The 12,754-nt window shown below is 63.2% G+C and carries 15 protein-coding genes, 1 tRNA gene and 1 pseudogene; 5 read left to right on the forward strand and 12 right to left on the reverse strand.

Annotated features, from left to right (window positions below; genetic code table 11):
- Positions 1–28: 28 nt before the first annotated feature.
- Positions 29–1,318, reverse strand: coding sequence for a M24 family metallopeptidase (locus tag ON22_RS09895; RefSeq protein WP_033245181.1), 1,290 nt, complete (start codon positions 1,316–1,318; stop codon positions 29–31).
- A gap of 203 nt (positions 1,319–1,521) precedes the next feature.
- On the opposite strand from ON22_RS09895, the gene ON22_RS09900 reads away from it, so the two are divergent.
- Entirely contained in the window at positions 1,522–2,367 is an 846-nt protein-coding gene (locus ON22_RS09900; protein WP_033245182.1) for a helix-turn-helix transcriptional regulator, read from the forward strand.
- Positions 2,368–2,371: 4 nt separating this feature from the next.
- On the opposite strand, the gene ON22_RS09905 is transcribed toward ON22_RS09900, so the two are convergent.
- The gene (locus ON22_RS09905; RefSeq protein WP_033245183.1) at positions 2,372–2,674 is read right to left on the reverse strand and encodes a hypothetical protein; all 303 of its coding nucleotides are present in this window, start codon (positions 2,672–2,674) and stop codon (positions 2,372–2,374) included.
- Positions 2,664–2,906 (reverse strand): hypothetical protein, encoded by a 243-nt coding sequence (locus ON22_RS09910; RefSeq protein WP_033245184.1) that lies wholly within the window; start codon positions 2,904–2,906, stop codon positions 2,664–2,666. Before ON22_RS09910 ends, ON22_RS09905 begins: the two co-directional genes overlap by 11 nt.
- A 216-nt stretch (positions 2,907–3,122) precedes the next feature.
- Between ON22_RS09910 and ON22_RS09915 the strand changes: the two genes are divergently transcribed.
- Positions 3,123–4,442: an NsdA family TPR-like regulatory protein gene (locus tag ON22_RS09915; RefSeq protein WP_483414268.1), complete on the forward strand. Its 1,320-nt coding sequence runs from the start codon at positions 3,123–3,125 to the stop codon at positions 4,440–4,442.
- On the forward strand, positions 4,439–5,020 hold the full coding sequence (locus ON22_RS09920; protein WP_063820567.1) for a GNAT family N-acetyltransferase: 582 nt from the start codon (positions 4,439–4,441) through the stop codon (positions 5,018–5,020). Before ON22_RS09915 ends, ON22_RS09920 begins: the two co-directional genes overlap by 4 nt.
- Before the next feature lie 46 nt (positions 5,021–5,066).
- Here ON22_RS09920 and ON22_RS36625 read toward each other — a convergent pair whose 3' ends face one another.
- The 9 genes and pseudogenes from ON22_RS36625 to ON22_RS09965 form a co-directional block, all read right to left on the reverse strand.
- Complete coding sequence (locus ON22_RS36625) at positions 5,067–5,210, reverse strand: hypothetical protein (protein WP_156052345.1); 144 nt, start codon at positions 5,208–5,210, stop codon at positions 5,067–5,069.
- Complete coding sequence (locus ON22_RS34535) at positions 5,210–5,608, reverse strand: hypothetical protein (protein ID WP_156052346.1); 399 nt, start codon at positions 5,606–5,608, stop codon at positions 5,210–5,212. Before ON22_RS34535 ends, ON22_RS36625 begins: the two co-directional genes overlap by 1 nt.
- A 48-nt stretch (positions 5,609–5,656) precedes the next feature.
- Positions 5,657–6,001, reverse strand: a complete 345-nt coding sequence (locus ON22_RS09930; RefSeq protein WP_051157389.1) for a hypothetical protein — start codon at positions 5,999–6,001, stop codon at positions 5,657–5,659.
- A gap of 187 nt (positions 6,002–6,188) precedes the next feature.
- Entirely contained in the window at positions 6,189–6,413 is a 225-nt protein-coding gene (locus tag ON22_RS38495; protein WP_373280848.1) for an AAA family ATPase, read from the reverse strand.
- Positions 6,414–7,258: 845 nt separating this feature from the next.
- Positions 7,259–8,197, reverse strand: coding sequence for a hypothetical protein (locus tag ON22_RS09945; RefSeq protein WP_043739980.1), 939 nt, complete (start codon positions 8,195–8,197; stop codon positions 7,259–7,261).
- Positions 8,190–8,504 (reverse strand): hypothetical protein, encoded by a 315-nt coding sequence (locus tag ON22_RS09950; RefSeq protein ID WP_033245189.1) that lies wholly within the window; start codon positions 8,502–8,504, stop codon positions 8,190–8,192. The genes ON22_RS09945 and ON22_RS09950 overlap by 8 nt, the downstream gene beginning before the upstream one ends.
- Before the next feature lies 1 nt (position 8,505).
- Complete coding sequence (locus ON22_RS36630; protein ID WP_156052347.1) at positions 8,506–9,297, reverse strand: hypothetical protein; 792 nt, start codon at positions 9,295–9,297, stop codon at positions 8,506–8,508.
- 187 nt (positions 9,298–9,484) lie between these two features.
- A pseudogene (locus tag ON22_RS37895) lies at positions 9,485–9,949 on the reverse strand (transposase); the annotation flags it as partial.
- Positions 9,950–10,395: 446 nt separating this feature from the next.
- Positions 10,396–10,482 (reverse strand) — tRNA-Leu (locus ON22_RS09965).
- Between the two features lie 220 nt (positions 10,483–10,702).
- Between ON22_RS09965 and ON22_RS09970 the strand changes: the two genes are divergently transcribed.
- Both ON22_RS09970 and ON22_RS09975 read left to right on the forward strand, forming a co-directional pair.
- Positions 10,703–11,299, forward strand: coding sequence for an ANTAR domain-containing response regulator (locus tag ON22_RS09970; protein WP_033245191.1), 597 nt, complete (start codon positions 10,703–10,705; stop codon positions 11,297–11,299).
- Between the two features lie 231 nt (positions 11,300–11,530).
- On the forward strand, positions 11,531–12,751 hold the full coding sequence (locus tag ON22_RS09975) for a branched-chain amino acid ABC transporter substrate-binding protein (protein ID WP_033245192.1): 1,221 nt from the start codon (positions 11,531–11,533) through the stop codon (positions 12,749–12,751).
- The last annotated feature ends 3 nt before the right edge of the window (positions 12,752–12,754 follow it).

A 12,754-nucleotide genomic window follows, 5' to 3' on the forward strand; every position in this document is an offset into this window, starting at 1 on the left:
CTGTCTCCTTGACTGGGGCGCGTAGCGGCTATGCCGATACGGCCGGGTTGTCGCCTTGGGCGCGCAGAATCTGCGCGGTGTACGGATTGAGTTCGATCGGGTCGGGGTCGCCGACGATCACGGTGCCGCCGAGGTAGGCCAGGTGCCGGCCGAAGACGTAGTTGGGCTCCATGGCGAAGGTCATGCCGGGCCGGAGTTCCAGGTCGGCACCGATCGTGGGGTGGTCGGTCTCGGGTGGGTAGGCCTCGGCGCCGGGAATCCACTGCCCGGCGTCTGCGGGGAAGCCGCTGAGCGCGATCGCCGGGTTGAGCGCATGCACGGACGGCCCGAACTCCCAGCCGTCGGCGGCGTCCAGCACCTCGCGCATGGCATCGACGACGTCGCCGAATGTCCGGCCCGGGCGCAGCGACTGCAGACCCGCGTCATACGTCGCGCGGGCAACCTCGGCGGCGCGCAGCAGATCCGGATGCGGTTCGCCGACCGTGATCGTGACCTGATGCTGCGTATGACGTCCGCCCAGGTTGGCGAAAACCTCCGCCGAAACGACATCACCGTCGGCCAGGATGCGCGGCGCCTGCGGACGGTAGCTCCACGGCGGCAAGGCCCGGGCCAAAGGGGCGGGGCCCGAGTACAGATGCATCGCAGCCGGCGTGGCGCCCCGTGCGTAACCCGCAGCCATTCCCGCGGCGTAGACGTCGCTTTCCGAGACACCGGCCGCAGCGGTGGCGACCATGGCTGCCACCATGGCATCTCCGATGCTGCCCGCGCGGCGGACGACGGCGATCTCTTCGGCACTCAGCGGCATGATCAGACGGGACAGCGGCCGGGCGACGGGGATGAATTCCGCATCGGGGAACGTATCGAGGATGGTGTTCCACTGCCGGTAGGGCACGAGCCCTTCGGGATGCCACGGCGGATACGGCTCCAGGCCTACGACGCCGATCGTTGCCGTCGACAGTCCGAGTGCGGTGAGCGTCTCGGCAATCGCCGCCGAGTTACGAGACGCCCGGATGTTATCGGGAGTGATCCAGGAGATGCCGCCGCGGCGGCTGCCCTCGAGATAGTCCCGCCAGAACATCTCCATCGGCAACAGCGACAGCGGGTCACCGTCGCGGGCAAAGACGACCGTCGTACCCGCCCTGGCGTTGGTGAACCACGTGTCGAAGGCGAACGGCGCGGGACCGGCGTCTTCGTGCTCACCGAAAACCAGCAGTGCATCCAGGCCTTCACGCTGCATGAATTCGCGCGCCAGGCGCCAGCGGCGATCACGCTCGGCGATCGAGTAGCCGGGCACTTCTGCGTTGTCTCCGCTGTTCATATCGTCCTCCTCGGGACTTTCCGACGATCGAATAGGTGGGGATGCCGGGAGCTGCCCCGTATGCGTAGTCGGGGGGAATCTGTGTGCTCGCGACCGGCACCTGACACCACGATGGCCCGGTGGTGGGAGGTGGTCCAGAGACCTCCGAAGCTAGGAGTCGCGGTACCAGGACAGCGAGCCTCCGGCCGAGGAAACTCGGATGCATGGATCGTGCCGAACTCGCCAATGTGCTGAAAGCCGCGCGGGCACGTATCGCGCCCGAAGAAGTGGGCCTCGCGGCGGGCCCCAGGAGGCGGGTTGCCGGTCTGCGACGTGAGGAGGTCGCGCAACTCGCCGGGCTCAGCGTCGACTACGTGGTGCGCCTCGAACAGGGTCGCGCGCCGCGCCCATCGATTCAGGTGCTCACCGCGCTGACCAGGGCGTTACGGTTCGACCGCGACGGACGCGATCAGGTCTTCCGGCTCGCCGGCAGCGCCCCGCCGCTGGCAGGGCGGGTCGAGATGTCGCTGAGGCCGAGTGTGCTGCGGCTGCTGCAACGGATGACCGATCTACCCGCGCTCGTACTCTCGGCAAAAGGTGATGTGCTGGTGCAGAATTCGATGGCCCGCGCTCTCCTGGGCGATCTCGCCGACCGGCCGGAGGGACAACGCAACCTGTTCCGCCAGCGCTTCCTCGGCACCGGCGACACTCGCGTGGCACTCGATCCGGAGGCAGCCGAATCGACGGAGCAGCAGGCAGTCGGATCGCTACGCACCGCGCTCTCGCGCTACCCCGACGACCCCCACCTGCGTGCGCTGATCGCCGAGCTGATGGCCGGCAGCCGCCGATTCCACCGGATATGGCAGGAGGGAAACTCCACGACATGGCGGTCGATGCACAAGACCATCGATCACCCGGACTTCGGACTGCTCGTCCTGGACTGCGATACCCTGCTGCTGCCCGACACCGACCAGTCGATGATCGTCTATTCCGCCGCAGCCGGCACCCGCGAAGCCTCGGCACTCGACATGATGCGCGTAACCGGCACCGAGCGGATGACCACCCGATGAGGTGTCACGCGGGATCGCACCCATAGCGGCCGCCGTCGACGGTGACGATATCGGCGAGCCCGGCTACCGCTTGCCATCGCCGCTCGGCCCGGATCTCGGCAGCGGTGAGATGCGGGATCACCACTACTTCGGCGTCGTGTTCGAGGATGTGCTGGACGGCGATCAGTGTGACCAGCTTCGGCGCCGAGGGGCCGAAGACTGTGAAAACCACCTCGAGATGGTGGCGAGTGATGAGTTCGTCCAGGCCGGAGATTTCGGTGCCGTATCTGCGGACGACGATCGCGCGTCGGCGCTTCTCAGCGGGCACGTCGCACCTCACTCGGGTGCGCGGCGCGCCACCGGGCGATCACACCGTCTATCTCGGATTGCGGTCCGGTGGTTGTCGGCGTATCGAGCGCGCGTAACCCCTCGAGGCACAGTTCGAGCGTTTCGCGGTCGCAGCATTCGGCTTCACCCCATAGGGGAAGTGCTGCGGCTATCGCCTGGTCGGTCGCCCGCCTCGGCAGCGGTGGCGGGGGCTGGGTTTCCTCGCTGTGCATGGCGTCTCCTCGCGTGTTCCCGTTGCGGAGCGCCCGGCGCCGGGGTGATCCACGGATCGGCGAGATGCGGTACCGAATGTCGTGATATCTGTGCCCACCCGGCGCCGGGGCTGCTCCCAGCGTTGTTCACCCATTGGTTCCGGAGAAGCCTCGAAAAGACCACGGAGGGAATATGCTTCGGATACCAGCAGGTGGGACATGACTTCGAGGGGCGGGATGGCGGTCAGTAGATGGTCGAGCACGGAAGTCCGGGCGCTCCGCGTGGCCGCGCTCCGCGAAACTCGAGAGGAATTCGCCGAGCGTGCCGGGTATTCGCTCGCGACGATCAAGAAATGGCATCGGGCGACATGGGATAAACCGGTGCGGGCGCGTTCGGCGGAAACGCTCGACACGATGCTGCGCGATCTGGACACCGATCAACGTGCCCGGTTCGACGCAGAAATAGCGGCTGTGAGCGATCCTGGGCGGCGTAGCGTGGAGGTCGTCGGACAGTCGAGCATGACGCTCGGTGGGTATGCCTGGGAAGTCGATAGTTGTATGAGGCGTCGTGATTTCGGGAAGCTGGCCACCGCGGCCACGGTGACGGCAGTGGCCTGGCCGTTCGGGGAACGCATCGGACCGGCAGACGCGCAGTGTCTGCTGAGAGCTGTTCACGAGCTGGGCGAGCAGGATCAGCAGATCGGCAGCGGGGCCCTGGTCCAAAGCGCTCTCGAACAACTCGCACACGCCAAACACACCCTGGATACCGCGAGTTATGACACCACGACCGGCAACGCCTTCGCCTCGGCGACAGGGTACTTGGCGGTGCTCGCGGGTTGGTTGGCCTACGATTCCGACCTCCACCAGGTGGCGCGGCGTTGTTACGCCGACGCCCTCGCGCTGGGCAGTGAAACGGGCGACGAGGACCTGGTAGCCCACACCTGCCTGTATTCGGCGAACCAGTCGATCGCACTTTCCCGGGACGGGCAGGGCAGCCCGCACCATGCCTTGAAACTGATCGACCGTGCTCGAGTACTGATGCGAGGTCGGCCGCCGGGCCGGATTCACGCCTTGATTGCTGTACGAGAAGCCCAGACGCAGGGATTGCTGGGGAACCAGATGGGGTTCGGACGTGCAATAGGCACTGCGTGGCGCGAGATGGAGCAGGCCATCGGTTTCGAAGCGCTCGAAGAGTGCCCCCAGTGGCTAAGGTTCGTGTCGCCCTCGGAAGTACGTGGACACGAGGCACGCGGTTTGGGCGAGATCGGCGAAACACGCAAGAGCATTGCGCTTCTCGAAGTTGCGGCGGCGGAGGAGACAAGCACCCGCAACGCTGCTAATGATCGGGCGCACGCCGCCGTAGCTCATGCCCGCATGGGGGACGTCGAGTCGGCTCTCGCTTTGGGGACAGCTGTGCTGGCCGACCTGGAGAACGTCACGTCGAGCCGGACACTGCGAGTTATGGAACCGATCCGAACCATCCACCATCCTGCGGCCGAAGAGTTCCGCGACGGGTTCGCGGCACTGGAGAGTTCCACCCGAAAGGAAATGGTGTGATCGAACCAGATTTCCGGCATCACACTGCTGCCCAAGCTCGCGAGATACGAGCTGTTGTCGAAGACGTCTACCAGCGTTCTTATACCGATGCGATTGCTTCTGGCGACCCGTTCGATTCCCCTGAAGCGTTCATGCACAGATACGACGCCTACACCGACCCCGCACGTAGCTTGGGGTTCGACCTGGTGGTCGCGTATATCGACGGTGCTGCGGCAGGGCAGACGTGGGGCTGGCCGCTTCGACCCGGCGCAGCGGGGTGGGATGGCCTGCACCTCGACGACGGCGGTCTCGAAGACAACAACCTGGATGAGTTCACCGCCGAGACCGGTGACCGGACATTCGCCCTGTCGGAGATCATGGTGTGCGCCGACCACACCGGCCGCGGGCTCGCCCGCGCCTTGCACGACGAGCTGCTGCGCAGCCGGCCCGAGCAGCGCGCGACATTGCTGGTGGAGCCGGACAACGAACGCGCCTATGCGCGGTATCGGAAATGGGGCTGGTACCGGGTCGGTTGGCTGCGCCCGAACTGGGAGAACGCCCCCACGTTCGATGTGCTGATGCACAACCTGCCACTCTGAACAGGTCCGGCGGACCGAGCGTTGCGGACAGGTTGGCGCGCCGGCATCAAATCCAGCGAGCCAGGTGCCCCCGGGCCCGGTTGACAGCCAGATCCAGGTCCACAGCATCTCCGGTGGCAGCAGCAGTCTCGTTGGCGGGCCATTCGATAGACGCGCTGTCCAGCCGGGCCAAGACATCCGCCGCTGCCACTACTCCTGCGTCGACCAGTGCGTAATGAACGTCTTGTCCTTTTCCCTGCCGGCTATAGCCTTCGCGACGCAGAGGTCGACAGGATCGAGGCAGTACCCGATGTGACCGTATTCGGCCAAGGGGGTGAAGCGTACGAGGCGGCCTTCCCATCCGCGAGGAAGGGCAACTGTGTCCCGGTGGATAGCTTCGACGTAGAAGCCGAAGGTCTCATGGAAGGGGGAGTTCTCGCCTAGATCAGCATTGACCTGCCAGAGTTTCATATTCAACTCTGGTTCGGAAAGGCTGTGCTGTACCGCCTTGCCTGGGGTGATATCGACCTCTATCGAAAGCGCCGCTTCTGGTGGTAGTTCAGACTCCGGATGCGAGCCCAGCAGTGATTGGGATCCGAACACCACCACACAGGGTTCATTGAGCAGCGCGCATCGCGTGCGCGAGTTCTTCTTGGTTCATACCGGCTGCAGGGTGTTCGAAACCCCGTGTAACTCGCGCAGAACCTCGAGCCGCTGATCCTCGCTGAGCAGGGCATTCAACGGCGAGAGCGTAAGCATCTGCATCGAGTACTCGTCCTCCGACCCGTCCAGGCGGCGAATCGAGTCAACATCTCGCAGGAGGATCCAACGTTCCCACTGATCGAGGTATCGATGCATTCCGGAGCCGTGAACCCCTCTCCGGAGCAGCTCGAGCCGCCATAGCACACAGGGGTCGTCGATGCGCACCTCGCCGCGCTCCAAGAGGGCGAGCACGCGACTGAACATCAACCCGGAACGCCGGTCTTTCATCGTCCGGATCATCGGGGCTCTCCTTCCTGGCTTGCGATGGATAAAGCACGGTCTACGTGCATTGTGGCACAAATTGCCAGCACTGGAACCGGGGTGCGGTGAGCAGTGCGGGGACTCGCTGGATCTCAGCGATCGCGAGAAGTCCCCCGGGGGTACTGCGCAGCGAACCCATCGGGATCGGCCTCGGCGGCCTCGTAGTCTACGGTGTCGTCGAGGCTACTACCCGTGCGTCATGGTCACGGACGAGTTGGTGCATGAGCGTGGTCTTGCCGACCTGCCGCGCGCCACTGATGACCGTGATCGGTGCATCGGCGAGAGTCTCATGGGCGAGACGAGTCGCGTTCCGCCTGATCAGATCGCTGTTATGCCTGCCATGGTAGGCATAAGTTGCGGATTTCTCGAGGTACTTCTGCGGATTTATCAAGCAAACTTTGCGGATTTCTCGAGGCAGAGTTGCGGATCTATCACGCTGAGGTTGCGGATTTCTCGAGCGTTGGTCGCGATCCGCAGGACGCGCCGAGGATGCGTATACGTCGGAGTCGGGGTCGGCGCGGTGACGACGTAGCGCGCAGTCGAACCACCCGCGCTTCAGCGGGCAGCCCCCGCCACTCCGGCAACGACACCACCGAAAACAAGTAGCGGCTCAAACCGACGCCCGGATTACCGGCGCAAGCTATCTGGACGGGCATTAGGTTGTGGACAACCGCCGGGTCAGTGTGATAAGGAATTGACCGAGCTTCCGAGTGTTCTCCTCGTTCACAGCCAAGGTGCCATCAGTGGTGCGTATCTCTGCGTCGTGGATGATCATGAGTCTCGCATTCCAGCTACCGACTCGTGTGGCAAGTCTTTGGTCGGTTACGTATGACACGGCGTGCCCGGGATCGATCCATCGTTCCTCATCGTATTGCAGGATCCATACCGGGTGGTCGAACTCTGTCGACTTCTCGAAACCCTCTCCCCCCTCGGTCGGATCGGGATCGTTAGGGGCGTCCCGGGACTCCCAGCGGGCAATCTGATTAACCCCTTGAGCTATCGAGCAATTCCCACTCAGTTCGACGATTGACTCTGGTCGGAACGGCGAGATCCACCTCAAATCCACGACGTGGAGCTCGTCTCTGAAGAAGGCGACCACCTCGTCACATAGCTGTGACAGTGTCATCGCAGGTAGCGCACTGTCTGACGTGGGTGTTGATGGTACCGAAGAGGGAGGGGAGCACGCCGAAATGAGCGCTAAAGCTCCGATCGCGATGACTGCCCTGAGTTTGGATCTCATTGCTGTGCGACTCCCACGGCAGGCCCGATTTCCCAGGGGTCGTCGCTAGCGGCCGTGGAGGTCCCGTTGCCGATCGACTGCTTGATTCCGCCTGGGTACACCGATGTCTGGACACCAGCTGGCCACTTGTTGTCCGGCAACCCCGTTTGGTAACCCGCGTTCTGCTTGATTCTGTTGGTTTCGATCATCAGGGTGGCGGCAGCCTCTGCCATGTCTCCGATGGTGTCGACAATAAAGGTCTTCGCTGCTTCCGCAACGTTCGCAAGATCACCTGCGGCGGAAACCGGCCCCCAGGGCGCATCAAATGACTTACTGAATGCACCACTGGCAGCGTCTACTATCGCCGCTTCGAGTTCCTGCAACTTTGTCGCGAGATTTTTGTACAGTTCGAGTTCCGCCGTCGCGATATTCTCCAAGCTGACCGCGATTTCCTCGAAGACCTGAGGTAACGCGACTATGCTCAGCGGTTTCTTCTGTGTCGTCAGCATCTCGTTGTACCGGGTCGCGGCTTCACCGTGCCAGAAGGAACTGAGCGTGGTCTTGTCGACATCTGATTCCGCCTGCTGCACCATGGTCTTAAGATTTCGCCATTCGTCGGCAACCCTGATGATCGTCACCGGGACTTCCATATCCGGATCGAAGTTCGCGAGGGTAAGTTTGGAATCCCCCAGTGCTGTGATTATCTTGTCCCGCTCGTCCCAGACCTTGTCCACGGCTTGTTCGATTACGGCCGGCGCGACCGGAGCGGCCACGAGCGTAGCGCCGAACGTAGCGACGACCGAGGCTGCATATCCCCCGTAGCCTGCGGATCGGACGATTTTGACCAGGTCTCCACAGAATGCCTCGACATCGTTCGGCAGGTCATCGAGACGCTGCGCCTTCTCTCGAATGTATGCGATTTTTTCGGTCAACGCTGTTTCGCTTGCGCTAGTCATTTATCTCGCCTTCCAACTGATGCAGCTTGCCCTGGTTGGCTGCATCAGTCGCCTCGTACTGGCGCCGGGCGTTATTTAGCGCTGTAGCGATGTCATCGAACACGGTGGCGCCTTCGTTGAAGCGATCCCGAAAGTAGTCGGGCACCTCCAGGTACGTTTTCAGTGACTCCGTGAAGGTTCCAGCCTCCCTGACGGGGATGTGGAGCTTGGAAGTCTGCCGACTTGCCGCCGTCAAGTGGTCTGCGGCGAGGCCCCAGTGGGTGGCTGCGGCGTTCATCGCGGTCAGCGAGGCTCTGAGTTCTGCCATATTAGCTCGTCTTTTCCAGCAGGAGCCGGAGGCGGTGTCGGCTCAAATGGTACTCGAGATCGTCATCGGAATATCGTGAATAGTCTTGCTGTGCTACGAACTCGGGACGTGCCGAGCGGATTTGATGTGCGCATTCCAGAATCTTGTCGCCGATATCGTCGGGGTGAGCAGTCGCCGCCCACTCGCTCGATACGGTGATGGAACGTATATAGCGGCGGTCGGCAAGGAGGGTGACCGCGCGATTCCCTGCAGTCCCGGCAACGGTTTCCGCGCGGTATCGTCCGCCGTTTATCATGCTGCTCGACACCTCGCAGAATTGCTCCCACGTCTGAGTTTCGAGCAGTACCGCCAGTCTTGTTCGGTGACCGGGTATCGCAGTGGTCGACACATCCTGTGGTGTGGGCAAGCGGCTGGAAGTGGATGAGTAGGCCCTGTTGAGGTATACGACTACTGCACCGCGATACGCCGCCAAGAGTTCTTCGCCAACTTCACCAGGCGCCACATATCGGCGCCAGCTTGGGTGGAACTGAACATGGATAGGCAAGAACCCTGGGTCGACTTCCATCGACGCAAAGGACGAACCCACTCGCGATGCTGGTTCCTGACTGACAGTCTCGAGATGTGAAACCGCCGACTCACGGCGACGAATCTGAGTTTCGGACGGGGGAAGAGAAGCGGACGAGGTGTGCACTGATAACGTCGACTCGTTCTTGACAATCGGTTCGTCGTCCCAAAACTCGTCTGGGTCATCATAATGGTTGAAAAATCCACCGGTATATTCGGGCGGTGACATACTGGCGAGTCCTGCCTGTGCGCGCTTACCGTTTCGACGCGATGCTGCTTCTTACCTGTTCAAAGCCGCTGGTACCCCCCCCTTTTTTACCTTCAAGCAACTCACTTCTATACCGCGGATCAGCTTCTCCAAACCGTGCACGCTTGTCAACCCGGCTGAGGGCTGCTGCACGGTCAGTTGACAGTGGTTATGCAGCATGGCCAGCTGCTGCTGGTGTCATGATCGCTTCGTATTCGATCGGGGTCAACCGGCCGAGTCGGGCTTGGCGGCGTCGGCGGTAGGTGCGTTCGATCCAGGTCACGATCGCGATCGGTAACTGTTCGCGGGTGTCCCACCATTGCCGGTCCAAGACATGGCGTCGAATGAGGCTGACGAAGCTTCCATCGTTGCGTTGTCCCCGACCGCACCAACGCAGCCCATGGATTCGACCATGTCGAAACGGTTGAGCGCGTTGACGAATCGTCTGGATCGAAACTGTGACGCGCGGTCGGTGTGCAGGATGTGACTGGCCACCTCACCTCGGCGTGCGACGGCGTTGTCCGATGCGGTGACCGCGAGCCTAGATTTCATGCGTGAGTCGATAGGTGTAGCCCATGATCCGGTTCGGGAACACGTCCTTGACCGCGGAGAGATACAGTTTTCCTTCACCGGTGCCCAGTCAAGGGATCGTGGAAACGGACACGAAGAACCACACAACTAGGTGGTGCCGATTCCGGCCTGCTGGCCAAGGACATGGAGAACCTGTTGGCGGGCGCCGGGCGGGTGCGCTGGTTTTTCCGAGCCAACAAGGGTGGTTCCTGACCGCAACGGATCTGCTGGCGTGTTCGATTCGGTGGCGGGAGACGTCGATCTTGCCGGTGTCGCTGCCAATGGCCTACGACATACGGCGGGGATGGTTGGTCATCAGCGTCGGCGGAAGCATCAAGGTGGCGGATGTTCAGGCGCAATGACGGCCACGCTGACGCTCGACGTGAACAGGCACCTGTTCCCGGACGATCTGGACGCGGTGGCGAATGGAACGGACCTCGGTGCGCGGACTCCCTGCGGACCGCGTGAGGCCGGGGGAGATGGGCAGCGCTGCGAAATATTGTCCGACCTTGGTGCCGAGTGTGGGACTCGAACCCACACGTCCTTTCGGACAACGGTTTTTGAGACCGTCGCGTCTGCCAGTTCCGCCAACTCGGCGCACCGGGTGCAAATGATAGCCCGAGCCGGCCGAATCGCCGAATTCCGGGTCGGGTGCAAGGGTGGGAGGGGCGGTAAGCAGGGTAAATGCGACGGCGTTCCTGGTGAACGGTAGTCTCTACACCACCCGATCGCGTGACGGCGGATCGACGGCCGGGCGTCGGTGTCGATCCGCCGTCCGCGATATCGGGACGAGGCATCGGAACCAGAGGGGTCGTTTATGGGCACTAGTGCGGACGCCGCGGCGAAACGTGTGGTTGTCGCCGAGGACGAGGCGTTGATCCGGATGGATCTGGTGGAGATGCTGACCGAGGAGGGCTACCAGGTCGTCGGGGAAGCCGGCGACGGGCAGCAGGCCGTCGATCTGGCGGTGGAGCACCGACCCGATCTGGTGATCATGGATGTGAAGATGCCGCGCCGCGACGGGATCGATGCGGCGGCCGAGATCGCGTCGAAACGGGTTGCGCCCGTAGTGATTCTGACTGCGTTCAGCCAGCGGGATCTGGTGGAGCGGGCGCGGGACGCCGGTGCCATGGCCTATCTCGTGAAACCCTTCACCAAATCGGATCTGGTGCCGGCGATCGAGTTGGCGGCGAGCCGGTTCCACGAGATCACGGCGCTGGAGAGCGAGGTCGCGAATCTGGGGGAGCGGCTGGAGACTCGTAAGCTCGTCGAGCGGGCCAAGGGGGTGCTGATGCAGACGCAGGGGTTGAGTGAACCGCAGGCGTTCAAGTGGATTCAGCGCACCGCGATGGATCGCCGTACCACGATGAAGGCGGTCGCGGAGGTCGTCCTGGAGAATCTCGCGCCGCAGTGAGGCGACCCGCTCGCCGGCGGTGCGTTATCGGTGAGTGGGACGGTTTTACCAGCTCGAAACAATACTCGGGCAAGAATCTGCGACGAGATCATCGCGATGACCCGAATGTCACGCGGGATCAACATACCGGAGTTATGTTTCTCACAGGCCGGCGTAGTCGGCTACCCCGGTCCGGCCGGGGAATGATGAGGAACATAGGGGTAGATCGTGTTCGTTTCGACATGGTCGGGTATGCCGCGGCGAAGCCGCCGAGTACGTGGAATTCTGGCGGTCGGCGCAGCGGCCGCATTGGTTCTGTCAGGTTGCGGGGACAAATCCGCGAGTGATCCGGAGGGGCCCGGTGCCGGCGGGCTGTCCATCCAACCGCTGATGCAGATCGATGCCGCGGGCAAGGAGGTCCCGGCCGCCGACGCCGCCACCGCGGCGGATCCGGCGGGTGACGGTAAGGCGACCTGTCCACCCACCACGTCGATCGCCATGGCCGGTGCGCTGACCGGCCCCGATGCGGCGCTCGGTATCAACATCGTCAACGGTGTGCACCTGGCGATCGACCAGCACAACACCGCCAATCCGGGCTGCCGGATCCAGCTGAAGCGGTTCGATACCGAAGGTGACCCGCAGAAGGCGAGCCAGGTCATTCCGCAGATCGTGAACGATCCGTCGATCATCGGTGTGGTCGGCCCGGCGTTCTCGGGCGAGACCAAGGCGACCGGGCAGATCCTCAGCGATGCCGGGCTGGTCGCGGTGTCGTCGTCGGCCACCAACGCGACCCTCACACAGAACGGCTGGAAGACCTTCTTCCGCGGTCTGGCCAACGACGATGTGCAGGGACCGTCGGTGGCGAAGTACCTGGTCGATACCGCCGGCTACAAGAAGGTCTGCGTGGTCCAGGACAACACCGATTACGGTGTCGGACTGGCGAAGAGCGTCACCGCCGGTCTCGGTGCGGCCGCCGATCCGGCATGCGCGGCCAGTATCAAGAAGGGCGACAAGGATTTCTCGGCCACTGTCACCAAGATCGCGAACGCGCAGCCGGACGCGATCTTCTACTCCGGCTATTACGCCGAGGCGGCGCCGCTGGTGCAGCAGTTGCGCGACGGCAATGTGGAAGCGACGTTCGTCTCCGCCGACGGCACCAACGATCCGCAGTTCGTCAGCCAGGCAGGCGATTCGGCGACCGGTGCGGTGCTGTCCTGCCCCTGTGGTCCGGCCCCGGCGGAGTTCGCCACCGCCTACGAGGAACTGCACGGCCAGGCCCCCGGCGTGTACTCCGTGGAGGCCTACGATCTGGCCACCATCCTCGCGACCGGTATCGACGCCGGTGAATTGACCCGCCCCGACCTGCTGGAATACGTCCGCGGCTACGACGGTGACGGTCTCGCCCGGCACTACAAGTGGGACGCGGACGGGGAACTGTCCGCCGCGTTGATCTGGGTGTACGAGGTCGGCTGACCG

Origin of the sequence: Nocardia carnea NBRC 14403 (genome assembly GCF_000308515.1) — a bacterium.
GTDB lineage: Bacteria > Actinomycetota > Actinomycetes > Mycobacteriales > Mycobacteriaceae > Nocardia > Nocardia carnea.

Excerpts from the sequence above, each read along its gene's own strand:
- ON22_RS09895 (WP_033245181.1), bottom strand. The coding sequence starts at position 1,318 with ATGAACAGCGGAGACAACGCAGAAGTGCCCGGCTACTCGATCGCCGAG.
- ON22_RS09900 (WP_033245182.1), top strand. The coding sequence starts at position 1,522 with ATGGATCGTGCCGAACTCGCCAATGTGCTGAAAGCCGCGCGGGCACGT.
- ON22_RS09910 (WP_033245184.1), bottom strand. The coding sequence starts at position 2,906 with ATGCACAGCGAGGAAACCCAGCCCCCGCCACCGCTGCCGAGGCGGGCG.
- ON22_RS09915 (WP_483414268.1), top strand. The coding sequence starts at position 3,123 with ATGGCGGTCAGTAGATGGTCGAGCACGGAAGTCCGGGCGCTCCGCGTG.
- ON22_RS09930 (WP_051157389.1), bottom strand. The coding sequence starts at position 6,001 with ATGATCCGGACGATGAAAGACCGGCGTTCCGGGTTGATGTTCAGTCGC.
- ON22_RS09945 (WP_043739980.1), bottom strand. The coding sequence starts at position 8,197 with ATGACTAGCGCAAGCGAAACAGCGTTGACCGAAAAAATCGCATACATT.
- ON22_RS09950 (WP_033245189.1), bottom strand. The coding sequence starts at position 8,504 with ATGGCAGAACTCAGAGCCTCGCTGACCGCGATGAACGCCGCAGCCACC.
- ON22_RS36630 (WP_156052347.1), bottom strand. The coding sequence starts at position 9,297 with ATGTCACCGCCCGAATATACCGGTGGATTTTTCAACCATTATGATGAC.
- ON22_RS09970 (WP_033245191.1), top strand. The coding sequence starts at position 10,703 with ATGGGCACTAGTGCGGACGCCGCGGCGAAACGTGTGGTTGTCGCCGAG.
- ON22_RS09975 (WP_033245192.1), top strand. The coding sequence starts at position 11,531 with ATGCCGCGGCGAAGCCGCCGAGTACGTGGAATTCTGGCGGTCGGCGCA.